General features: G+C 36.4%; 16 protein-coding genes. 10 read left to right on the forward strand and 6 right to left on the reverse strand.

Annotation, left to right across the window (positions count from 1 at the left end; genetic code table 11):
* The first annotated feature begins 8 nt into the window (after window positions 1-8).
* Window positions 9-6,470 carry a T9SS type A sorting domain-containing protein gene (locus tag ACIDC4_RS00910; RefSeq protein ID WP_412043235.1) on the forward strand — a complete coding sequence of 2,154 codons (6,462 nt, stop codon included), beginning with the start codon at window positions 9-11 and terminating at the stop codon, window positions 6,468-6,470.
* A 52-nt stretch (window positions 6,471-6,522) separates the two neighbouring features.
* On the forward strand, window positions 6,523-7,371 hold the full coding sequence (locus ACIDC4_RS00915) for a hypothetical protein (protein WP_412043236.1): 849 nt from the start codon (window positions 6,523-6,525) through the stop codon (window positions 7,369-7,371).
* Between the two features lie 76 nt (window positions 7,372-7,447).
* Here ACIDC4_RS00915 and ACIDC4_RS00920 read toward each other — a convergent pair whose 3' ends face one another.
* A complete protein-coding gene (locus ACIDC4_RS00920) occupies window positions 7,448-7,906 on the reverse strand; it encodes a response regulator (protein ID WP_412043237.1) in 459 nt (152 codons plus the stop codon).
* A gap of 297 nt (window positions 7,907-8,203) precedes the next feature.
* Between ACIDC4_RS00920 and ACIDC4_RS00925 the strand changes: the two genes are divergently transcribed.
* The 3 genes from ACIDC4_RS00925 to ligD all read left to right on the forward strand — a co-directional run bounded on the left by ACIDC4_RS00925 (window position 8,204) and on the right by ligD (window position 11,798).
* On the forward strand, window positions 8,204-8,698 hold the full coding sequence (locus tag ACIDC4_RS00925; RefSeq protein ID WP_412043238.1) for a hypothetical protein: 495 nt from the start codon (window positions 8,204-8,206) through the stop codon (window positions 8,696-8,698).
* A gap of 78 nt (window positions 8,699-8,776) precedes the next feature.
* Complete coding sequence (locus ACIDC4_RS00930; protein WP_412043239.1) at window positions 8,777-9,259, forward strand: hypothetical protein; 483 nt, start codon at window positions 8,777-8,779, stop codon at window positions 9,257-9,259.
* Window positions 9,246-11,798 (forward strand): DNA ligase D, encoded by a 2,553-nt coding sequence (gene ligD, locus ACIDC4_RS00935; protein WP_412043240.1) that lies wholly within the window; start codon window positions 9,246-9,248, stop codon window positions 11,796-11,798. The genes ACIDC4_RS00930 and ligD overlap by 14 nt, the downstream gene beginning before the upstream one ends.
* On the opposite strand, the gene ku is transcribed toward ligD, so the two are convergent.
* From ku to ACIDC4_RS00955, 4 genes are all read right to left on the reverse strand, one after another.
* Window positions 11,795-12,565: a non-homologous end joining protein Ku gene (gene ku / locus ACIDC4_RS00940; RefSeq protein WP_065449769.1), complete on the reverse strand. Its 771-nt coding sequence runs from the start codon at window positions 12,563-12,565 to the stop codon at window positions 11,795-11,797. The two genes, ligD and ku, sit on opposite strands and share 4 nt — an antisense overlap.
* Before the next feature lie 9 nt (window positions 12,566-12,574).
* Window positions 12,575-12,943 carry a SpoIIAA family protein gene (locus ACIDC4_RS00945; protein ID WP_412043241.1) on the reverse strand — a complete coding sequence of 123 codons (369 nt, stop codon included), beginning with the start codon at window positions 12,941-12,943 and terminating at the stop codon, window positions 12,575-12,577.
* A gap of 296 nt (window positions 12,944-13,239) precedes the next feature.
* Complete coding sequence (locus ACIDC4_RS00950) at window positions 13,240-13,719, reverse strand: hypothetical protein (protein ID WP_412043242.1); 480 nt, start codon at window positions 13,717-13,719, stop codon at window positions 13,240-13,242.
* Between the two features lies 1 nt (window position 13,720).
* Window positions 13,721-14,677: a heme-binding domain-containing protein gene (locus ACIDC4_RS00955; protein WP_412043243.1), complete on the reverse strand. Its 957-nt coding sequence runs from the start codon at window positions 14,675-14,677 to the stop codon at window positions 13,721-13,723.
* 375 nt (window positions 14,678-15,052) lie between these two features.
* Between ACIDC4_RS00955 and ACIDC4_RS00960 the strand changes: the two genes are divergently transcribed.
* Window positions 15,053-16,171: a LytTR family transcriptional regulator DNA-binding domain-containing protein gene (locus ACIDC4_RS00960; protein ID WP_412043244.1), complete on the forward strand. Its 1,119-nt coding sequence runs from the start codon at window positions 15,053-15,055 to the stop codon at window positions 16,169-16,171.
* A gap of 885 nt (window positions 16,172-17,056) precedes the next feature.
* On the opposite strand, the gene ACIDC4_RS00965 is transcribed toward ACIDC4_RS00960, so the two are convergent.
* On the reverse strand, window positions 17,057-19,477 hold the full coding sequence (locus ACIDC4_RS00965; RefSeq protein WP_412043245.1) for a TonB-dependent siderophore receptor: 2,421 nt from the start codon (window positions 19,475-19,477) through the stop codon (window positions 17,057-17,059).
* Window positions 19,478-20,346: 869 nt separating this feature from the next.
* Here ACIDC4_RS00965 and ACIDC4_RS00970 point away from each other — a divergent pair.
* Genes ACIDC4_RS00970 through ACIDC4_RS00985 form a run of 4 tightly spaced genes read left to right on the forward strand, consistent with a single transcriptional unit; the run spans window position 20,347 to window position 23,973 of the window.
* Window positions 20,347-21,387: an SDR family oxidoreductase gene (locus tag ACIDC4_RS00970; protein ID WP_412043246.1), complete on the forward strand. Its 1,041-nt coding sequence runs from the start codon at window positions 20,347-20,349 to the stop codon at window positions 21,385-21,387.
* A 2-nt stretch (window positions 21,388-21,389) separates the two neighbouring features.
* A complete protein-coding gene (locus ACIDC4_RS00975) occupies window positions 21,390-22,043 on the forward strand; it encodes an NAD-dependent epimerase/dehydratase family protein (RefSeq protein WP_412043247.1) in 654 nt (217 codons plus the stop codon).
* Window positions 22,040-23,161: an MBL fold metallo-hydrolase gene (locus tag ACIDC4_RS00980; protein ID WP_412043248.1), complete on the forward strand. Its 1,122-nt coding sequence runs from the start codon at window positions 22,040-22,042 to the stop codon at window positions 23,159-23,161. The genes ACIDC4_RS00975 and ACIDC4_RS00980 overlap by 4 nt, the downstream gene beginning before the upstream one ends.
* A 23-nt stretch (window positions 23,162-23,184) precedes the next feature.
* Window positions 23,185-23,973, forward strand: coding sequence for a helix-turn-helix domain-containing protein (locus tag ACIDC4_RS00985; RefSeq protein WP_412043249.1), 789 nt, complete (start codon window positions 23,185-23,187; stop codon window positions 23,971-23,973).
* The last annotated feature ends 1 nt before the right edge of the window (window position 23,974 follow it).

Here is a 23,974-nt window from a genome sequence, read left to right on the forward strand (position 1 = left end):
TGTATATTATGAAAAGAAAATTACTCTTATTTATCATCTTTTTGTGTACATTCTTTGTACAACAAAATCTTCGAGCCCAGGCAACTGTCTTGGCGCCAGGTGATATAGCCTTTATTGGTTATCAATCGGGAACTCCAACCGATGGTTTCTCTTTTATCACTCTTAAAGATATCAATGCCGGAACGCTTGTATATTTTACAGAAGATGGCTGGGGAAACGGTTCATGGACTCCAACAAACATCGAAACAAATTTATTGTGGACTGTTCCAGCATTTACACCTGCTGGTAAAATTGTATCAATAGTCGAAAGTTCGGCTGATACTTTTACAGTTACAGGTACAACTGGAGTAACACTTGCGTCAGGTACAGGTTTTAATCTTCCTAATGCCGGCGACCAAATATTGGCGTATCAGTCTGCAACGGGTCCAAGACCGGTATCACCTACATTTATTGGAGGTATCCATGCAGATTATAACGCTTCAGATTATGACGCTCTAACAACATGGAGTAATGCAGCACAAGTAAGTTCATTTGGAGGATCTGAAAGTTCATTACCTCCCGGTTTAACCAACGGTGAAACTTGTATTTCGTTGTTTCCGGCAGGAGGTCCCGCTGAAGTTAATAACAGTAAATATATTGGGACTTTAACAGGTACGGTTGCAGAATTATTAGCAAAAATTAATAATCCGTCAGCCACATACTGGTCACATAGTACCGGAAATGTTGATTTAGGAATAATCCCAACAAATTATCCTGCACCAAGTATTACACTTGCAGTTGCACCAACTGTAACATCTGCTGTGGCAGCAAGCATCAAATCTGTTTCTGCAACACTTGGTGGTGAGGTTACTGCTGATGGTGGTGATACAACCATAGAAAGAGGAATTGTGTGGGCTACAACGGTAAACCCAACTATTGCAAATAATAAAGTTCAAATAGGGACCGGAACCGGGACATTTGGTAATGTTGTAACGGGACTTCCTGCTGCAACAACTATTTATTATAGAGCGTATGCTACCAATAGCGGCGGAACTAATTACGGAGGTGAATTTAATTTTACAACAGGAGCTGCATTAACTGCTCCGGCAACTATTGCTAAAACAAATGTCAGCTGTAACGGAGGAAACAATGGTACTGCTACAATTGTTGTAAGCGGAGGATCAATTCCTTATACTTATTCATGGTCGCCATCTGGAGGAACAAATGCAACAGCATCTGTTCTTGGTGTTGGAGTTTATAATGTAACGGTTACCGATGGTGAAGGAACACAAATAACTAGATCTGCTACTATAACTCAGCCACCTGTATTAAACGCTTCACCTGCTTTTACAAACGTAGCGTGTAATGGAGGTGCTAATGGTGTTGCTGCTGTATCTGCAACTGGAGGTGCAGGAGGTTATACTTATCTATGGAATACTGGTGCTACAACATCTGCTATTACAGGTCTTATGGCTGGAACATATAGTGTAACTGTTACAGACGCAAATTCTTGTACCAAAACGGTAAATAATATTCAAGTAACACAACCAAGTGTATTAAATGCTACATCTGCTGTTACAAACGTATCATGTAATGGAGGCAGTAATGGTGTCGCTTCTGTAACTGCAACAGGAGGAGCCGGAGGTTATAGGTACTTATGGAATACAGGTGCTTCAACAGCTGCTATAACAGGTCGTCCAGCAGGTACTTACAGCGTGACGGTTACAGATGCAAATTCATGTACTATAACGCTAAATAATATTACAATAACGCAACCTCCTGCTGTAGTTAGTGGAACTACAGTAGTATCCAACATATCTTGTTTTGCAGGCTCAAACGGAGCTATCAACCTTACTCCATCAGGCGGTACTGGTCCATACACCTTTAATTGGGGTGGCGGTATTACAACTGAAGACAGAACAGGTTTAGCAGCTGGTACTTATTCAGTTACCATTACCGATGTTAACGGATGTACAGGAACGGTAAGTAATATTGCTGTGGTGCAACCTACTGCTGCAGTTGGCGGAACTACAGTAGTAACCAACGTATCTTGTTTTGCAGGTACAAATGGAACTATCAACCTTACGCCATCAGGCGGTACAGCTCCCTATACTTTCAATTGGGGCGGGGGTATTACAACTGAAGACAGAACAGGTTTAGTTGCTGGTACTTATTCAGTAACCATCACCGATAATAACGGATGTACAGGAACGGTAAGCAATATTGCAGTAACTCAGCCTCCAGTATTAAACGGAACTCCGGCTGTAACTAATGTTGCTTGTAACGGAGGATCAAATGGTGCTGCTTCTATTACTGCAACCGGAGGTACTCCCGGATATACTTATTTATGGTCGAACGGAGCTACAACTTCTGCTATTACAGGACTTTCTGCCGGAATTTACAATGTAACTATTACAGATTTTAAAGGCTGTACAAAAATTGTAAGCGATATTATGGTAACGGAGCCACCAGTATTGGCGGCATCACAGGGTACAGTAAATAATGTAAGCTGTAACGGAGGTTCAAACGGAACTGCAACTGTTGCAGTTACTGGAGGAACTGGGAGCTACACTTATTCATGGTCTCCATCAGGAGGTACGGGAGCAACAGCATCAGGACTTACACAAGGTACTTATACAGTAACTGTTACTGATGCAAACTCATGTCAAACTACCCAAAGTTTTACTATTACCGAACCTACTCCACTTTCTGTAACAACATCGCAAACTAATCTAGTATGTAATGGCGCTGCAACAGGAGAGGCAACAGTAAACGTAACAGGCGGAACAGGAACTTATACTTATTTATGGGCTCCAACTGGAGGAACTGCTGCAACAGCAACAGGATTAACAGCAGGAACTTACATAGTAACAATAAAAGATGCCAACTTATGTCAAACAACACAAAGTTTTACTATTACCCAGCCAAATGCATTGGTTGCTACACCAGTTGCGCAAACTAATATAGGATGTCGCAACGAAGCTACAGGATCTGCAACAGTAAGTGCAACAGGCGGAACAGGAACTTATACTTATTCATGGTCTCCATCTGGAGGTACTGGTGCGACAGCTTCAGGATTAACAGCCGGAAATTATACTGTTACAGTTATGGATGCTAACTTATGTCAAACAACACAAACTTTTACTATTACACAACCAGCAGCTGCCCTTTCAGCAACTACAGCATCAACTGGTGTTAGTTGTTTTGGCGGATCAAATGGAACTGCAAGTGTTACGGTATCAGGAGGAACTCCTACTTATACTTATTTATGGGCTCCTTTAGGAGGAACTACATCATCTATTACCGGAAGACCAGCAGGAGATTATACTTGTACCATTACAGATGCAAACGGATGTACATTGGTTAAAAATATTACCATTAGCACACCTGCTGCATTTTCTGCAACAGTAACACAAACAAATGTTTCATGTAATGGAGGAACTAACGGTAGCGCTACTGTAAATGCAACAGGAGCTACAGCTCCATATAGCTACCAATGGTCGCCAACAGGAGGAACTGCTAAAACTGCTTCAGGATTAGCGGCGGGAACTTATACTGTAACTATTCAGGATGCTAACACTTGTACATACACAGCAAATGTTACCATAACAGAACCTGCAGTTTTAGCAGCAACGACATCACAAACTAATGTTCTTTGTAATGGAGGAGCAACTGGTACAGCAACAGTAACTGCTTCTGGAGGAACATTAAACTATACCTACTTATGGTCTCCTTCTGGAGGAACAGCTGCTACTGCAACTGGCCTTACTGCTGGAAATTATAGCTGTTTAATTACAGATAATAACGGATGTACCTTAACTAAAACTTTTACAATCAATCAGCCTTCTGTTTTAACAGCTACAACATCACAAATCAATGCAACTTGTGTTGTGGGTGGGCAAGCTTCTGTTACTCCATCAGGAGGAACAACTCCTTACAATTATTTATGGTCTAATGGAGTAACAACTCAAACAGTAACAGGTTTATCAGCTGGAAATTACAGCGCTCTGATCACAGATGCTAATGGATGTACAATTACAAAAAACTTTACAATTACTACTATAAATACATTAGTTGCTACAATATCTCAAACCAATGTTTTATGTAATGGATCAAACACAGGAACTGCAACAGTAGTACCTTCAGGAGCTCCGGGTCCATATACATATGTTTGGGCTCCAACTGGAGGAACTGCTTCAACAGCAACAGGACTTACAGCGGGTAATTATTCGGTAACCATAACTTCTTCAAACGGATGTTCTATTGTAAAAAACTTTACAATTACAGAACCTACTCCAATCGTGGTTGCTCCTTCACAAACAAATATTTCATGTAATGAAGGTTCTAACGGATCAGCTTCAGTAGTTGTAACTGGAGGAACCGGAGCTTATACATATGCATGGTCACCATCTGGAGGAACTGCTGCAACTGCATCAGGACTTACTGCAGGAACTTATACGGTAACTATCACTGATGCTAACTTATGTCAGACAACACAAAGTTTTACATTAACACAACCAGCTGCTTTAATAGCAACACCATCTCAAACTAACGTTTCTTGTAACGGTGGAACAAACGGATCTGCAACTGTTTCAGTAACGGGCGGAACTGGTGCTTACAGTTATGTATGGTCTCCAACTGGAGGAACTTCTGCAACTGCATCAGGACTTACTGCCGGAACTTATACGGTAACTATCACTGATGCTAACACCTGTCAAACAACAGCAACGGTTACAATAACAGAACCTACTGTACTTGCTGCAACAACATCACAAGTGAATGTTTCTTGCAGCGGACAAAGTGATGCTTCGGCAACTGTAACTGTAACAGGCGGAACTGGTGTTTATACGTATGTATGGTCACCTTCTGGCGGAACTGCTGCCACAGCAACCGGATTAAGCGCAGGAAATTACTCTGTACTTATTACTGATGCAAACAGCTGTACTTTAACACAAAATGTAACTATAACTACAATTCAAGATGTAACTGCGCCAGTGCCTAATGTAGCAAATCTTCCTGCTATTACGAACTATTGTTCGATTTTACCAGCGCAAATTGCAATACCAACAGCAACTGATAATTGTTCCGGAATTATATCTGCAACAACAACAGATCCTTTAACTTATACTGCTGTAGGTAATTATGTAATTAAATGGACTTATACTGATGCTAGCGGAAATATTGCTACACAACAGCAAAACCTTACTGTAACTGCTTCTCCATTAGATCAGGTAACTTTTGCTAATGCTGCATTTACTTATAACGGAAGTGTACGCACCATACAAGTTGCTAATCTTCCTGCCGGAGCAAGCGTAGTATATGCTACTACTCCATCAACAGGAACAGCAAACGGAGCGACTAATGCAGGAGTTTATACTGTTACAGCAACAGTAACACCAGATGTAAGTTCACCAAATTGTTCTCCAGTAACACTTACTGCACAGCTTACTATCAACAAAGCAGCACAGCAAATTACATTTGGAGCGATTTTGCCAAAGATTTTTGGAGTAGGTAATGACTTTAGTTTAAATGGGTTTTCTAATTCAGGTTTACCTATTCGTTACTCGTTCACTTACACTTCTGCCCTGCCGCCAGCTAATGTTTCAGCGCTTGGTTTAGTAAATGTTCTACGATCTGGCGAAGTATTAATTGTAGCACATCAGGATGGTAATGAAAATTACTTACCAGCAGCAGATGTTTCGCAGGTTCTGGTAATTAAAAATAATGACGTAACGATATCAAAAATTACACTTGGTAGTCAAGTATATCTAAATCCGGCAAAAGAAATTAAATACTTGATGCAATGCGGAGAAAACAATGTAAATGTTGCCTTTACAAATGAAACGGGAGCAACATTCTCGCCTTCTGCCAATTTTACGATTACGCCTCCTAAACCGGGAATTTATACACAAAATGTTACTGTGACATCACAAGACGGAACTGTAACTGCCAATTATGCTTTAACTATAGAAAAACCATTTGGTTTCTATGACATTGTTCATCAAAAATTCAACAATGTATTGCTTGTCAATAATAATCCTCAGACTAACGGAGGTTATGAGTTTGTTTCATACCAATGGTTTAAAAATGGTCAATTGGTAGGAACGGGTCAATACTATTCAGCGGGAGATGATTTGACGAATTCTTTAGATAAATCTGCAGATTTTAGTGTAAAAATGACAACCAAAGACGGAAAAACACTTCAGACATGTAGTACCAAAATAACGACTCAAAAATCGTTAGCGGCCAGACTTTATCCTAACCCAATTCAATCAGGACAAGTGATTACAGTTGAAGCAGATTACCCTGCGGAAGAATTAGAAAACATGCAAATAAGTTTGTATAATGTTTCTGGTCAATTGATTAAAACATTGAAATCATCTACGGTAAGAACTGAAATTCAATTACCTGATGCTGAAAGTAATATGTATGTTGTAGTTATCGAAACTCCAAACATCAAGAAAACGCTAAAAGTAATTGTAAATAAATAAAAAATCTGTCAGTGCTATTTTCGAATAGCACTGGCATTAAAAAAAAAATAAGATGAAAAAATATATACGAAACTATATAACATCAATATCCATCGTTACAGTAGTTTTAGGATCTTGCCTAAATAGTTACGGTCAGGATAAAAAACAGGAATTATCAATAGCTGTGGGAGGACCGTTTTCATTTCTAAAATCTAATACTGGAGATGTAGTTCCAGGTAACGGTTTCAATGCAGGAATTCGATATTCTTACTACTTAAATGAAGGTTTAAGTATTGGTATTGGTGCCGAATATCAAACCTATAGTTCTGATGTAAAATATGGATTTTATGGCGGACAATATAATGCGGTTGATGCTGAAAATGAAGCTTTTCAGTTTCGATATAAAGCAACTAATTTAAGAGAACAGCAAAAATTAGGATACGTTAATATTCCAATCAACATTCAGTTTGAAACTCCCGGCGCTACAAAATTATATCTTTCAGCAGGCGCTAAAATAGGTTTTGCTACAACCGGAAGCTACGAAAGCACATTCCAGAACCTGACTACAAGCGGCTATTATCCGCAATATAATGTCGAATTATTTAGTCCGGCATTTGCAGGGTTTGAGAGCCAAAACAATCTTAAAACAAGCAAACAGGATCTGGATACAGAGGTGTCTTATTCTGCTACATTCGAAACCGGTTTGAAACAAAAAATTGGGGATCGAAGTGCTATTTATATCGGACTTTATTTAGACTACGGATTAAATAATATCTATGATAATAAAGGAAGTAAAAATCTGGTACAATACCAACCGGAATTACCCGTACAGCTAAAATATAACACTGTCCTTGATGCTTCTAATTCAAATGATATCAGATTGGTTTCTTACGGACTTAAGCTAAGATATGCCATTCGATAAAATCAAAATTTGATTAATGAACTAAGCTCTTCAGGAGTAATAAAAAAATCCATTCGTTACGGCGAATGGATTTTTTTTATTCAATTTTAACTGCTTTAATCTCGATCTTATTATACTGCGCAATAGATTTTGGCTTGTGCCAATATTCTATAATTGTCTTGATCACCTGCTTGAATTTATCATAATCAAAAGGTCTCACAAAATAGCTGTGCGTAGGCAAAGAATACGGATCGATGACAAAACTCTGCTCAAATAATGTAGTAAAAAACAAGTACGGACAATTGAATATCGTCCCTACTCCATTATTATCCGGATTCGTTTCCATCACTTTATAATTCATAACATTCAATAGTACAATATCAGAAAACACCAAAAAAGGTTTAATCTGATGGCGAAGCATATAATTACAGGCCGTTTCGGCAGTATTAAAATATAGAATTGGATTGGCGTAGTTGAGTTCGCTAAAAACCTCGATAAATAATTTACGGTCTTCTTGTTTATTCTCTATTACTACTATGGGTCCTTTTTTATTCATAGTCAATAAGTTTAAAATTCTGATTTGCATGTGCGCTACTTCATGCCATTTATTCTATTCAAATATTTTAAAAATTGAGCACAAATTCCTTACAAAATCTTCATTTCTGCTTATATAATTTTCATTTAGAGCAAAATGGTTAAAGATTTCTTTTTATAAAAGCTAAAATGCTGTTAATTATATAATTACTATTTCAAATTTTATAAGTAAATACAAGGACTTCATAACTAATTTTGAGTGAGACATTTAGAATCAGGAAAAAATTTTACTTATCTAATAATTTAACCTCAAATAGCTATGAATACTTCAAACCATAAAACCAACGAAACTCATGGAAGTTACATCAAGGACGATCGCATTTTGCAGCCACAGCAAGATGAGACTCATTTAGAATCTGACGCCAGACAAAATGATATTTATGCTGTAGGCCACAATAACGACGAAAGTTATGTCGATGAATATCAGAAACAAATGGATGAAGAAGAAGATTATCATGACGATCAAATTTTAAATGAAGAGGAAGATCCGGATGACTTAGATGATAATTTTCAAGATGCACTTGACAGAGATAACGAAGACGACGATTATTTTGAAGAAGACGATCTGAATGAAGACGAAGATCTTGACGAAAGTGATCTAGATGATGATCTTATAGAAGATTATGACGAAAATGATCGTGAGCCAGACAGTTTGACTACCGAAAATTTAAAACAGGACGAACTCGATCAGGAATACGACATCGATCAGGATCTTGAAGAAAAAGATCCCGTAAACAAACCCAGAGAGTTTTAATAAATAAAAGCTTTACTCGAAATAAACCATTCTCTCGCGAATGGTTTATTTCTTTCCCATAAATCAAATCAGCTTATCATGGATATCTATACTTTTTTTCAATTAATAATTGTTACAATCGCAGCCACATCGGCCATGACTTTATTTAGTTATATTGTATCAGCGAGTTTTCGGGAATTGTACAAAGAACCTGTTTTATTAACTTTTATGTTAAGCAAACTCCATCTCGAATTATCAAATAAAACAAAGGAAACCCTAGCTTGGTTATTGCATTATTTTATAGGCTTCCTCTTTGTCCTCGCCTATTATTTTTTATGGATCAACGAAATTTTACCTATCACTTTCCTAACAGCCTTTTTACTGGGTTTTGTTAGCGGGATCATTGGCATTATTGGCTGGATGATTATGTTTAAAATGAGTGATCATCAACCTAAAATCGATTTTAAAGGCTATTATTTCCAGTTGCTTCTGGCCCACATCGTTTTCGGTCTTGTTGCGGCAGGCATTTACACACTTTCATTAACTGTTTTAATCTTAACAAACGCTCATGTCACTGTCTAAATACAATCAAAAAAGAGATTTTAAACAAACTCAGGAACCAAAAGGTAAAGTCGAAAAATCAGCAAGCCAATTGATTTTTGTGGTACAAAAACATGCCGCTTCGCATTTGCATTACGATTTTAGATTAGAAATGGATGGCGTGCTAAAAAGCTGGGCGATCCCTAAAGGTCCGTCTATGAATCCTGATGATAAACGTTTGGCGATGATGGTCGAAGATCATCCCTACAGCTATAAAGATTTTGAAGGCACAATTCCCACAGGAAATTACGGTGCCGGAAATGTTATTGTTTGGGATAATGGAACTTATACAACAGATGAACCTACCCCAAACCCCGAAAAAACTTTATTGGCAGATCTTAAAAAAGGTCATTTGAGTTTTGTTTTAAAAGGAAAAAAACTAAAAGGAGAATTTTCATTAATCAAACTAAAAGGAAAACAGGAAAATGCCTGGTTATTGATTAAAAAAAATGATCCTCATGCGACAGAAAGTGACATACTAAATAAAAATAAATCGGTTATTTCTGAAAGGTCTTTAGAAGAATTAGAGAAAAATTCTAAAAAAATGGAAGAAAAAACCAATCAAAAAAAGGCCTCAAAAAATAATCCTGCATCAGCCGAAGAACCTGCCGTTTTTATCAAACCCATGTTAGCCAATACCAAAGAAAAAGCATTTGACGATGCTGATTGGGTATTTGAGAATAAATATGATGGCTACAGGGCAATTTCTGTAATTAATCCTTCTGATGTACAATTATTTAGCCGAAATGAATTATCTTTTAATTCGAATTTCAAACCCATTGCAGATGAATTACGAAAAATAGATCATATTGCAGTTTTAGATGGTGAAATTGTAGTCGAAGATGAAAACGGAAAAGCTAATTTTCAACTCCTTCAAAACTATCTTAAAACAGGTTTTGGAACTTTGAAATATTATGTTTTTGACCTTCTTAATTTAGATGGAAATCTCATCACCGATTTATCGTTGCTCGAAAGAAAGGAATTGCTTAAAATTTTATTTAATAAATATGATTTTAAAAATATTTATTACTCAGAACATAACATAGAAAAAGGTTTGAAGCAATTCGATCTTTCGATAAAAAACAAAGGCGAAGGTATTATTGCCAAAAAAGCCGATAGTACTTATATCTCCAATAAAAGAAGCAGCGACTGGCTTAAAATTAAAATTTCGAATGAAGAAGAAGCCATTATTATTGGAATTACTGAACCCAAAAAATCCAGAAAATATTTTGGAGCGATTTTACTGGGACAATATTACGGCAAAAGACTGCAGTTTATAGGCAAATGCGGAACCGGTTTTAATGATGCAACCTTAAAAGAATTATATACCAAATTAGAACCTCTTTTTGTGAATGAATCTCCGCTAAGCGAAAAAATAGCATTAAGAGATACAATTCAATGGGTAAAACCAAAGCTGGTTTGTCAGGTAAAATTTTCAGAATGGACAAATGATAAGCATCTGAGACATCCCGTATATCTGGGTTTAAGGATTGATAAAAAAGCTTCGGAAGTTTTTGTTCCGTCTACAATTAAATCAAATAACGCAATCGAAAAAGATGTAAAAAAAGATACCATGAAAGAGAAACCAACTCCTGTAACAGAAAACGATTACGATTTAAAAATAGGAAAAACTACTTTGCATCTCACCAATCAAAACAAGGTTTATTTTCCTGATGATGGTATTACCAAAGGAGAAATTGTACAGTATTATAATGAAGTTGCCGATTTAATTCTTCCCTATCTCAAAGATCGTCCGCAATCTATGAATCGTTTTCCTAACGGAATCAATGCGCCGGGATTTTATCAAAAAGATGTCGATGTTGATAAAGTTCCGTCCTGGCTCAAAACCAAAAAAATCTTTTCAGAATCGAATGAAGAATACCTCAATTATTTGATTTGTAATGATAAAGCGACTTTGCTTTATATGGCCAACTTAGGCTGCATCGAAATGAATCCGTGGAATTCTACCATCAAACACGTCGAAAATCCGGATTGGCTCGTAATTGATATCGATCCTGAAAAAGATGATTTTGAAGAAGTGGTAAAAACAGCTCTAACCGTAAAAGAAGTTCTCGACGAACTCGAAACCGAATGTTATTGCAAAACTTCAGGAGCAACGGGTTTACACGTTTATATTCCGCTGGGCGCGCAATACGATTATGATTCGATTAAAATTTTCGGAGAATTACTGGCCATCGAAATTCATTCGCGTTTGCCTGAAACGACTTCATTAGAACGCAGTATCAAAAAAAGAAATCATAAAATTTACATCGATTATCTACAAAACCGACGCGGACAAACTCTTGCAGCGCCTTATTCTGTAAGACCTAAACCAGGAGCAACAGTTTCAACTCCGTTAGAATGGAGCGAAGTAAATTCGAAACTGCATCCGTCGCAGTTTACCATCAAAAATGTGCTGCAGCGATTTGAGAAAAAAGGCGATTTATGGCAACCCGTTTTAGGAAAAGGTGCCAATATTAAAAAGATATTACACAAGCTGGAAAACAAAAATCCTCATTAAGAGGATTTCTTTTTTTCCAGACTTGCTTTTAGCATCGCCATCAAATCGTCGCTTTGTTTATGAACAACTTTAAGTTTTGGCGCTGCTTGTTTTTTGCCTTTGGCTTTATTCTTTATAATTTGCAAAAGCTTGGCGGTATATTCGTCTTTATAAGCACTTATATCGAATTTCTCCGTAAGCTGATCGATCAGTTTTTCGGCCATATCCATTTCTTTTGTGGCTTTTTTAGATGCTGCAGGCAGTTTTAATTCTGCTGTATCTCTTATTTCCTGTTCAAAACGAATTCGGTTCAAAAGAATAACATTTTTGTATGGTTTTAAAATAGCCAGGCTTTCCTTGTTTCGTAAAACAAAACTCGTCACTCCTACTTTACCCGATGCTTCAAGCGCATCTCTGAGTAATGCATAAGCGTTCATCGCACCTTTATCAGGCTCAAGATAATACGGCTGTTCGTAGTAAATACTATTAATTTCTTTTTCTAAAGCAAAACTCTGAATATTAATCGTTTTGGTTTTCTCAGCATCTGCGGCTTCAAAATCTGCATCTTCAAGAATCACATATTTGTCGTCTATTTTATAGCCTTTTACAATATTGGCGTAGGCCACTTCTTTTCCGGTATTTTCATTTACCCTCTTGAATTTGATGTTGGCATGATCCTTTTCATCCAGCATATCCATGTCGATACTGCTTTCCTGCACGGCAGAAAATATTTTTATGGGAATATTGATTAACCCAAAACTAATTGATCCTGTCCATATTGCTCTCATAACTTTATTTTATAAAATTGAATCTCCTTCGACCCATTTCAGGGCTTTATTGAAAGCTAACTTTTTAAAACCACGTAATTCTCCCGTAGTATTAAATGTAAATCCGCCATTAAAATTCATTTCATCCGAGTCAGAAACGATGGCAACCCTGTTCCAGTTTTCAAATTGCTGTAATCCTAAAACAGCATCTTTAAACCAGACATTTTCAGTAAAATTCTGAACATCTGTATCCAGCGCAAATAAAAAATTAATTTCATTTGATTCTTTTGATAATCCTTCTAATTCCGGCAGTACAACACTTTTAAAATCAGCTGTTGTTACCTGACCAAGTGCTCTAAAAGCAATTAAATTTTTTGCTGTTTCTATTTTGTGTATCATAATGATTATGGTTTGAATTGTTGTTCTAATATTTTCTTTTACAGAGGATTAAAATTAATTCAAGATTCAATCAGAAATTTTACACGATTATGCACAGAGATTACAAAACTTCAACAGCACATTTAAATAATAGTAAGCGATTACAAAGGATTTTTTCAAGCAGATCTTACAGATTATGGCAGATTTTAATTTAATAATCTGCGTATATCTGCTTAGATCTTTTTAAAATCTGCGTGAAAGAATTTATTATACATCTATTTATTAATGTTCTATACGGTAATAAATGTTTAATTTATTTATAATTGAGGCACATTTGCCTTTTTTTGATTCAGTAATTGCTTAATTCTATGCGCATTACCAAGAGTATCTTTTTGAAGTTCCATTTTGTTTCCCTCAAATTTTTGATAATTAAAACCTTCTTTTTCTCCAACAAATTCCAGAATTTCAAGCGATAGTAACTTTCCCGGAATAATGGCGCCAATCCAGTTAGGATCTGACTTTTGATGCCATGTAATCCATACTAATTTTTCACCTTTTTTGAGTTTTAATTCATTCGATTTTAATCTTTCTACTGTTTTCTGATTTCCGTAGAGCAATGATGTCGTATGTTTTTTATTATTGATAGAAGAATTGATGACCTGCAAACCTGAAACCTTGTCCAGCAGAACATCCGGTAATGAAGCATCTTTATTCAAAGCGTTTTCATTTGTTTTATCTGCACAGGAAAAAAGAAAAAACAAAGAAAGAATTCCTGTAAAATAGAGTATCGTTTTCATATTATTGACGTATTGGAAGTGTGAATACATAATCGTTTTTTTCCATAGGCTTGTGACAATTCATACATTCGATCACAAAATCGGCTCTTTTACCATACGGAATCAATTCTGTGGTTTTGAATCTTGAAAATCCCCAACCATTCGTTTTTTTATATTTGATGTGATCCTTAGCCATAAATTCGACTTGTTTAAAAGCGCCCTGAGAAATATTCCCGTCCTCATCTTCGACCTCCTCATAAGCCGCTTTCGCCAAAATAGCACCATCCGGCCACGGGTTAATTTTCTTATCTTTAATTGCTTTTATGGCAATATCATTTCCGTAGATAATTCGCATTGTTCCGTTATCAAGACGCTGCGTTGTACTTACAACACCCCAATTTTTATAATCAGCTATGTATGCAATCCCGTTTGGTGTTTTTGGTATTTTAACTGACTTTTCAGCCTTTTTCAATTCTTCGGTCTGATTGTTTAATGCTTTTATTTTCGCAGTATCCTGAGGCTTATTATTTACTCTTAAACCCCATATATAATTTTCAAGTACTTTGAGATCTTTTTGAGATAATTTTGCCTGCGGATGTGCCAATGTATAACTCTGCAAAGGCATTGCTCCCTGAGAAACCTGATTCACAGATTCCCAAAGTTTTGCCTTTTGATCTGCCGCTGATAATTTATCCCATTCAGAAAAATTGAGTCCGCTCCTGCCCTCCTTTATATGTTGGGCAACAAGCCACGATACGGGAACTATTTTATCGTACCAGGCCAAATTGGTTTCGTTCGAATGACAATCATAACAGGAATTTCTTAAAATAGTCTGCACTTCGTGTGGCACTTTTAAATTTCCCGTAACCGGTGGATTTGTAATTACAGGACGGATAAATTGTATTCCTGCAAAAATCAATAACAAGATGATAACCGGAATCACGATGACTTTTCTTTTGTAAATTTTTGGCTTTTTCATTTTGGATGTTTTTCTATTTAATAAGGCATTTGGAACTCAGTTTAAAACTGTAAAAATCAAAATCAGGGAAACAAAACTGATCTCATTTTGAAATTTCATACTGCAAATAAAGCGCTGAAACCTCAATGAAATCAACTAAAATAGCGCGAAAGGGAAAAAATGAACTTAAAAGGGAATAAATAAGACTGAATAGAATCTGGCTTTCTGATAAAACATTTATAGAAAGGTTATACTTGGTTTCAACCTCGCTTAAATTTCTTTCGAATAGAGGGATGATCCCTTAAAAACAAAAATTATGACTGCTGTGTCTTAAAAAAAAATTCTACCCAACCGATTATTATTAATTAAATTTGGCTCATCAATTCAAATATTCTCATGAAGAAAGACAAGCTTTATCTTTTTACTTTTTTATCATTACTTGTTGTCGTATACATTTGCGGATACTTTAGCATGAATTATTTGGTAGGTTTAAGTACAGAGCAATTTCTAAAAATTCAGATTGAGTCCAGTAAAAGAGAAGCCAAAGAAATGGCCAACCTGATTTCTTTACAAGCGCAACAAAATAGTGACAGAAAGGTAATCATTAATAACGTACAAAAAAGCATCGAAAAAACCGACACTCAAACGGGTTTTATCTGTATGTTTGATCAAACAGGAAAAGAAATTTGTCATCCTAATCCGGAAAAAATTGGCCGAATGACCGGTCCTGACGAATCGTATATTTCGACAACGCATAATGAAGTAAATCCTGAAGATTTTTATTCGTATCTAAAAAATAAAACCGAAGGCGGTGGAATCAGAAACTATAACAATCCTAAAAAAGATGCTGAAATTATCTACCTCTATCCGGTTAAAGACACCGATTGGATTATTGCTTCGCACGCCAATCTACAAAGCATAAATAAACAAGTTCAGGATTTAAAATTCTATTTTATTCTGGTTTATATCAGCACTGGCGCTTTGATTGTTTTGCTTTCTTTTTTTATGATTCGCCTTTTTGGAAGCCGATACGAAAGAAAACTGGAGCAGAAAAATGAAAATCTTTTTAATGAAGTTTTAAGTCTTTCGAAACTCAACTATGATTTAACCAGTTATAAATCAAAACTAGAATCGAATGAGCAATCAAAAGTTCCCGATTTATCTATTTCTCCTGCGAATAAAAAGAGGATTTTAACGAATCTGAAAAATGAAATCGTCTCGCTCGAAATAGAACAAATCGCCTATATTTATATGGAGAATACGATCACTTACGTGAAAGATGTAAACGGAAAAATCTCTACAAGTAACAGCAGCCTCGAAGAAATTTACAGCGAACTCGACAATGCAATCTTTTTCAGGGCCAACAGACAATTTATCCTGGCTATAAAATCGATAGATAAAATTTTGAAATATGGCAATAACCAGCTCAAAATTGAAGTTGTTCCAAAATCTACAATCGATGTTATCATTAGCAAAAACAAAGCCGCGGAATTTAAAGCATGGCTGAATAAATAATAGAAAAAAGGGAAAGATTTAAAATCAAAATTGAACAATATTTACAGAAAACAAAGCCGCTCTGAATGTCTAAAATTTATATGTCGCTCCGATGGAGCTTTATTCTAAACCAATATCAAATAGCTATAAATATATCGCTCCTATGGAGCTTTTCTTATAAGGGATTTTTATAATGTTCATCATCAATTTAAAATGCTGAAATGATAATATATTTATAGAGACCCAAAAAACATCATTTTCTAGTCCCGGAGGGACGACATATTTATAGAAAATCAAGTCACACAACACAGAGCCCCAGCGGGGCGAAATATTAAATTCATTAAATAAAAAAGGGGAAGATTTCAAAAAAATAAATAGTCATTTTCTAGTCCCAGAGGGACGACATATTTATAGAAAATCAAGTCACACAACACAGAGCCCCAGCGGGGCGAAATATTTAATTCAGAAATAAAAAGGATAAGATTTCAAAAAAACAAATAATCATTTTCTAGTCCCAGAGGGATGACATATTTATAGAAATCAAGTCTCACAACACAGAGCCCCAGCGGGCGAAATATTAAATTCAGAAATAAAAAGGATAAGATTTCAAAAAAACAAATAATCATGTTCAAGTCCCAGAGGGACGGCATATTTATAGAAAATCAAGCCACATAACACAGAGCCCCAGCGGGGCGAAATATTTAATTCAGAAAATAAAAAAGGGGAAGATTTCAAAAAAATAAATAATCATGTTCAAGTCCCGGAGGGACGGCATATTTATAGAAAATCAAGCCACACAACACAGAGCCCCAGCGGGGCGAAATATTAAATTCAGGAAATAAAAAAGGGGAAGATTTCAAAAATGAAATATTCCCCTTTTTCTATTATTTAAAATTATTAAATAGCTTAAAATTTAAACGTAATGTTGGCTGTCACACGCGTTGGGTTTTGAGCTGCAAGTCTGTACGACCAATACTTTTCGTTTGTTAAATTGTCTACTTTAATACCCAACCTGTATTTAGGCTGATCGTAAAAAAGTGAAGCATCTAAAACGGTGTACGACGGAATCGAAAATTTGAAAGTCGTCGTATTGGTCTGGTAATATTCGCTGCCATAAATACCTCCAAAACCAAATCCTAAACCTTGCGCCGGACCGTTTACAATTCTGTAACTCGCCCATAAATTCGCCGTTCTTGGAGATCCCGCTGTTGTTGGTCTTAATCCCTGAACGCTGGCATTGCTTTTTTCGTATTTACTATCATTATACGTATAACCCGCAACGATATTTAGTCCTGAAATTGGGTTGGCAATCAGCTCAGCCTCAAAACCTTTACTTACCTGAGTTCCGTCCTGAATAGAGAAATTAGCGTGATCCGGATCATCGCGTGTAATGTTTGTAACCTGAATATCATAATAGCTAAGTGTCGCTGATATTTTATTCAAATCAAATTTAAAACCTCCCTCATACTGATTCGCCTGATTGGGTTTAAAAGTGTTTCCGTCAAAATCAGAACCCGAAACGTTACTAAAACCATTCATATAATTACCAAAAACAGCAATCCTGTCTTTCATAAGCTGATACACCACTCCAAATTTTGGCGAAAATGCCGTTTGATTATAATTTCCCGCAATAGAATCTTTACTCGGGTAATAAGTCCCTTTATTTTCATATCGGTCTACACGAATTCCTCCCATTACTAATAATTTGTCTGTTACATTCAAAACATCAGAAACGTAGGCACTATACGTATTTTCGTTGGTCGAAACATAATTGGTGAACTTTACCTTAGGATCCGTAAACATCGGAGCCACTTTATCCAAATTAAAATTGTTGTAAGCATCGCCTGGTTTTTTGTAATCCATGGCTGGCATATTTACCGTAGCATCGTTACGCGTAGCACGAAGACTGTAAAAATCGATACCTGCCACTACCCTGTTTTTTAGTTTACCAATGTTAAAAACACCAATAAAATTCTGCTGAATATCTGTTCCGTAAAAAGGAGATTCCTGATATGTAACTTGTTGTCTTATTGTAGTGGGAGACATCATTTGTAACGCCACCGTATAACCATCAGATGAAGATCGTGTTCTGGATATAACAGTTTGAGACGTCCATTGGTCAGTCATTTTATACTTTAACTGTGCAAAAATATTATATTGCTGACTTGTATAATTGATGGTGTTATTGGCAAAAGACAATTTGTACGGAATATCAAGATCTTCAATACTGCTTTCGGTACCTTTTACCACAAACGGCGCAAGTCTGGTTGGCGAAGTCGCTTTGTACATACTAAATTCAGCATCAATTAAAAGCGTCAAACGATCATTGATTTCATACGAAAAACTTGGAGCAAAAGAAAAATTCCTGTTGAATCCTGCATCCTGAAAACTTCTTTCACTATGAAAAGCAGTATTCATTCTTAGCAAAGCTGTTTTATCTTTATTTAATGGTGTGTTTACATCCGCTGTAAATCGGTTTAAATCCCAACTAGCTGCTGAATACGATATTTCACCTTTAAAACTGTCAAAAGGCTTTTTGGTCACACGATTAAACAATCCACCAAAAGAAGATAAAGTACTTCCAAAAAGTGTTGCCGATGGTCCTTTGATCACCTCGATACGCTCCAGATTCGAAGGATCGATTGTGGTATAAGTAAAACTTCCAACCCCGTTTCGAACCAATTGAGGTGTAGCAAAACCTCTTGAAATAGAAGTAGTTCTCCCCTGATTTCGTACCTCTGCAATACCGGCTCCCGGAACATTTTTAAACGCGCTATTATAATCTGTAATGACTTGCTCTTTCATTAACTCCTTGCTTACAATGATATACACCTGAGAGTTTTCGATGTTTTTAAGCGGCATTTTTGCCACATCAATACTCTCTTTTTTAGCAAAACGATTTCCTCCGGTACGAATTACCACATCTTCAAGATTCTCAACAGATGAATTTACCCTGATATCTACTGTAGTCGACGGAGCTTGTTCTGTTATCTCGGCCGTTTCTGTCGAAGAAGCGTAACCAGACATTGTAACCTCTACTGTATATTTCCCAAAAGGTACTTTTTTAAACTCATAATTACCGGATGCATTCGTTACAGCGCTTTTATTAATCTCAATTAATTTCACAATCACGCCCTGACTTGCATTTCCGTCATTGGTAATAATAGTTCCTGAAATTTGTCCTGTTGCTGTAGTTTGAGCCTGAAGAAGTCCACCACTCACTAACAAACTGACTAAAATAATGAAATTAAATTGCTGTTGAAGAGTTGCTATCATTCTTCCTGAAGTTCTTAGGAAAGAGGAAGTTGATATTATTTTTGTTTTCATGTTATTGTTATTTAAACCAATTCTAAATTAAGGCGCAAATGAACAATATTTTTTCTTATCAATCAACTGAAATCAGGCAATTTTTTTCAAAATAATTGCATTTAAATAACCGTAAAAAAAACACTAAAACAAGGCTTTAAGAAATTTATTACGTAAAATTTTTATTAGGTAAAAAAGAAGATACATTACCTGTAGAATGATTTTAGATTTTAGATTTTTTTACTATCTTTTTCAAAGTTTACAACTTTGAAAAAGATGTACTCCCCTGTTACTATCCTCAATCTTGTCATCCCGAGGAACGAGGGATCTCCGTGAGCAACTCGACAAAAATTGGCACATAAAGCAGACCTGACAGGTTTTAAAAACCTGTCAGGTCTCACTAATTAAGGAGTTTCTTTAAGGAGTTTCTTGCGGAGATTCCTCGTTCGGGATGACAGGATTGTGGTTACTTTATATGTTTAAACCAGTTTATTTCATTTTTGATAAACTAAATATTATTATGAAAATGATTACCCTAGCCCCGATAGAAGTGGAAATCCTTTTGTGCCGGTGTTCGGCACAAAAGATTGGAACGGATAGCGGGATTAGCTCCTGAAAAAAATGTTTATACCATAGAAATCGGCATGAAAAATTATTTGTAGTCACATTGCGAGACTTCGACTTCGCTCAGTCTGACATACAAAAACAAGAAAACCAACTATAAAAATCCGTGTTTTCGCGCAAGCGAATCCGTATCATCCGCGTGCCATCTCTCATTTCACGTTCTCGCATTTTACAAATTCTGAACTTCTCAACAAAACAACTTTGGACTTTTCAACAAAGTCACCTAAAAGCATTCTTCAGATCTTTGTACCATAAAAATGTAATGAATGATACATACCCATCAAAAAGTATTGGTAACAGGCGGAACAGGTTTTGTGGCGATACATAGTATTTTACAATTATTAAACCGTGGTTATCAGGTTCGAACAACCATTCGTTCGATAAAAAGCAAAGACAAGATTTTCGAAATGCTAAAAAATGGCGGCATCACAGATTTTAGTAAACTTGATTTTATCGAAGCTGATCTTACCTCAAATAAAAACTGGCTCGAAGCCATGATTGACTGTCAGTATGTTCTGCACATTGCTTCGCCAATATTTTTAAGATTACCTAAAAACGAAGACGAAATGATTCGTCCTGCCGTTGACGGAACTTTACGTGTACTGAAAGCGGCACGAGAAGCAGGCGTAAAACGTGTAGTCATGACCTCAAACTTTGGTGCGGTTGGTTATAGCCATAAAGATAAAAATACAATTATTACAGAGGAAAGCTGGACCAATCCTAACGAAAAAGGACTTTCGACTTATAATAAATCTAAAGTTCTTGCAGAACAAGCAGCCTGGGATTTTATGAAAACCGAAGGAGGATCTTTAGAACTTTCTGTCATTAACCCAATGGGGATTTTCGGGCCATCTTTAAGTCATGATTTATCGAGCGGTTTCGAAATGCTAAAAAAACTACTTGACGGAACCATGAAAGCAGTTCCGGATATCCGTTTGGGAATCGTAGACGTAAGAGATGTAGCCGAACTGCACATTCTGGCCATGGAAAATCTGGATGCAAAAGGAGAACGTTTTCTCGCTTTGTCTGGAGGTACCATGTCATTATTAGAAATCGTAAAGCTCTTAAAGCAAAAAATGCCATACGTTGTAGAGAAAGCCTCTACAAAATCTTTACCTACCTTTATAATACGATTAAGCGCTTTGTTTAACGATCAGGCCAAAGCCATTTTGCCATTAGTTGGTATTTACCGCGAAGCCAGTAACGAAAAAGCCAGAACAGTTTTAGGCTGGAAACCACGTAATAATGAAGAAGCTATTATGGCAACCGTAATTAGTTTAATAAAATGGAAATCTCTTAAAATATAAATATGAAAGTAATTGTAACAGGCGCTACCGGAATGGTGGGCGAAGGAGTTTTGATCGAATGTTTAGATAATAATCAGATAGAACAAGTTTTGTACGTGGGAAGAAAACCAAGCGGAAAATCACATACTAAACTAAAAGAATATCTTGTGCCGGATTTTCTTTCGCTGAAAAGCGGTGATACTCAGCTTGCAGGTTATGATGCCTGTTTTTATTGCGCCGGAATCAGCAGCGTAGGCATGGATGAAGCACAATACACGCATATTACCTACGATACAACTTTGCATTTTGCGAAAGTGCTTTTAGACCAAAACCCAAATCTTACTTTCAATTTTATTTCAGGATCACATACAGACAGTTCTGAAAACGGAAAAGTAATGTGGGCACGCGTAAAAGGAAAAACCGAAAATGCTTTGAAAGTCTTAGGTTTTAAAGCGCAATACAATTTTCGTCCGGGATTAATGAAGCCTGATAAAACACAAATTCACCTTAAAGGATTCAATAAATATATTACGTTTCTCTACCCTATTATGGGCTTATTTTTTACTGGTTGTACCGTCAGAGAAATTGGTCGCGCCATGATTGCGGTAACAAAAATTGGGTATTCAAAAAATGTACTTGAAGCCATTGATATAAAAAAAGCAGCCAACGCAAAATGAAAAAAAGAATTTTAAAAATCATTAAACGCATCTCTATCATCATCCTGACGATAATAATCGTTTTGGGCGTTGCTATTTTTCTATACATGCAAAAAGCAACTTTTGGCAGTTTACCATCAGATAAAAGCATGTTGCAAATCGAAAAATCGCCTCATTATAAAGACGGAGAATTTCAGAACATGATTTATACGCCAACATTAGCTCCCGGATATAGCTTTTGGGGCGAAATAACAAAAACGTTTTTCGATAAAACCGTTCCAACCGAACCTACAAAACGAATTCCGTCTGTAAAAACAGATTTGAAACATTTGCCGGCTGACCAGAATCTTTTGGTTTGGTTTGGGCATTCTTCCGTGCTTTTGCAAATAGACGGAAAGAAAATTTTAATCGATCCTATTTTTAGCGATAATGCTTCTCCCCTGCCCAATACCGTAAAGGTTTTCGATGGAACCAATACCTATCACGTGCAGGATTTACCCAATATCGATTATTTACTCATTTCGCACGATCATTATGATCACCTTGATTACGAAACCATTCTGGCACTCAAAGACAAGGTGAAAACTGTTATTTGCGGTTTGGGTGTTGGTGCACATTTTGAACGTTGGGGATATCCAAAAGAAAAAATTATCGAGCAGGACTGGAACGATGATGTGGTGGTCGAAAATAACTACACCATTCATACTTTACCGGCCAGACACAAATCAGGACGCGGCTTAAAACAAAATCAATCTTTATGGGCGTCGTATTTAATTAGTTCGCCTAAGCTAAAGGTATATTACAGCGGCGATGGCGGTTACGACACGCATTTTGCAGAAATTGGTAAACAATTTGGCCCCATCGATGTGGCGATTATGGAAAACGGACAATACGATAAAGCCTGGCATTATATCCATATGTTGCCCGAAGAAACCTTGCAGGCATCACGTGATCTTAAAGCCAAAAGCATGATTCCTGTTCATAATTCTAAATTTGCTTTGGCAAAACATACCTGGAACGCCCCGCTAAATGAACTTAACCGACTCAACGCTAAATATCAAATTCCGTTGATAACGCCCGTTATGGGAGAAATCGTTATTTTTGATGAGCACAAAGTTTTTAAACAATGGTGGAAATAATCCTAACCCACAGACGATAAACCATGAGATATACCGAAATTAAAAGCTGTTATATTGGTCCCGAAATATCACCGGAACAATTTATTGCCGAACATTTCTTTTTGTACCTCGCAAAAGGTACTATCGAAGGTTATGACGGCATCAGTAAATACCATCTAAAAGCTGGAGAATATTGCATCGTGCGCAAAAATCATCTCGCACGATACCACAAACAAAAACAAGATGGTGAGTTCGAAAAAGTCGTTGTCATTTTTGATACCGAATTTCTAAAAAACTTTGCTGCAAAACATAAAACAATAGGCCAAAATAGTACCAATGAAGCATCATTTGTGCATATTAAGAAAAGTGATTTAGTTCCCAATTTTATTCTGTCCCTAATGCCGTATTATAATGAAGGAGGCGAAATCGACGATACTTTTTCGAGTATTAAACGCGAAGAATTGCTTTTGATTCTCTTAAAAGAAAACCCCGAATTAACCGATATTCTTTTTGATTTTGCACCACCGGAAAAGATCGATTTAGAAGCCTACATGAATAGAAACTATAAGTTCAATATCAGTATGGAACGTTTTGCGTATCTCACCGGAAGGAGTATTTCGGGTTTCAAACGTGATTTTGCATCCATTTTTTCAGATACGCCAAGTCGCTGGCTCATACAAAGACGACTTCAGGAAGGTTATTTCCTGATCGAGAAAAAAGGAAAAAAACCATCGGATATTTATCTTGATCTGGGTTTCGAAGATCTTTCGCATTTTTCTTTTGCTTTCAAGAAAAAGTATGGAATCACGCCTTCGGCCGTATTGCAGAAATAGT

The organism is Flavobacterium sp. C3NV, from assembly GCF_046825355.2.
Lineage (GTDB): Bacteria > Bacteroidota > Bacteroidia > Flavobacteriales > Flavobacteriaceae > Flavobacterium.

Coding starts and splice junctions, on each gene's coding strand:
- ACIDC4_RS00985 (WP_412043249.1), top strand. CDS start 23,185: ATGAGATATACCGAAATTAAAAGCTGTTATATTGGTCCCGAAATATCA.
- ACIDC4_RS00915 (WP_412043236.1), top strand. CDS start 6,523: ATGAAAAAATATATACGAAACTATATAACATCAATATCCATCGTTACA.
- ACIDC4_RS00930 (WP_412043239.1), top strand. CDS start 8,777: ATGGATATCTATACTTTTTTTCAATTAATAATTGTTACAATCGCAGCC.
- ACIDC4_RS00920 (WP_412043237.1), bottom strand. CDS start 7,906: ATGAATAAAAAAGGACCCATAGTAGTAATAGAGAATAAACAAGAAGAC.
- ACIDC4_RS00910 (WP_412043235.1), top strand. CDS start 9: ATGAAAAGAAAATTACTCTTATTTATCATCTTTTTGTGTACATTCTTT.
- ku (WP_065449769.1), bottom strand. CDS start 12,565: ATGAGAGCAATATGGACAGGATCAATTAGTTTTGGGTTAATCAATATT.
- ACIDC4_RS00925 (WP_412043238.1), top strand. CDS start 8,204: ATGAATACTTCAAACCATAAAACCAACGAAACTCATGGAAGTTACATC.
- ACIDC4_RS00970 (WP_412043246.1), top strand. CDS start 20,347: ATGATACATACCCATCAAAAAGTATTGGTAACAGGCGGAACAGGTTTT.
- ACIDC4_RS00980 (WP_412043248.1), top strand. CDS start 22,040: ATGAAAAAAAGAATTTTAAAAATCATTAAACGCATCTCTATCATCATC.
- ACIDC4_RS00955 (WP_412043243.1), bottom strand. CDS start 14,677: ATGAAAAAGCCAAAAATTTACAAAAGAAAAGTCATCGTGATTCCGGTT.
- ligD (WP_412043240.1), top strand. CDS start 9,246: ATGTCACTGTCTAAATACAATCAAAAAAGAGATTTTAAACAAACTCAG.
- ACIDC4_RS00965 (WP_412043245.1), bottom strand. CDS start 19,477: ATGAAAACAAAAATAATATCAACTTCCTCTTTCCTAAGAACTTCAGGA.
- ACIDC4_RS00960 (WP_412043244.1), top strand. CDS start 15,053: ATGAAGAAAGACAAGCTTTATCTTTTTACTTTTTTATCATTACTTGTT.
- ACIDC4_RS00950 (WP_412043242.1), bottom strand. CDS start 13,719: ATGAAAACGATACTCTATTTTACAGGAATTCTTTCTTTGTTTTTTCTT.
- ACIDC4_RS00975 (WP_412043247.1), top strand. CDS start 21,390: ATGAAAGTAATTGTAACAGGCGCTACCGGAATGGTGGGCGAAGGAGTT.
- ACIDC4_RS00945 (WP_412043241.1), bottom strand. CDS start 12,943: ATGATACACAAAATAGAAACAGCAAAAAATTTAATTGCTTTTAGAGCA.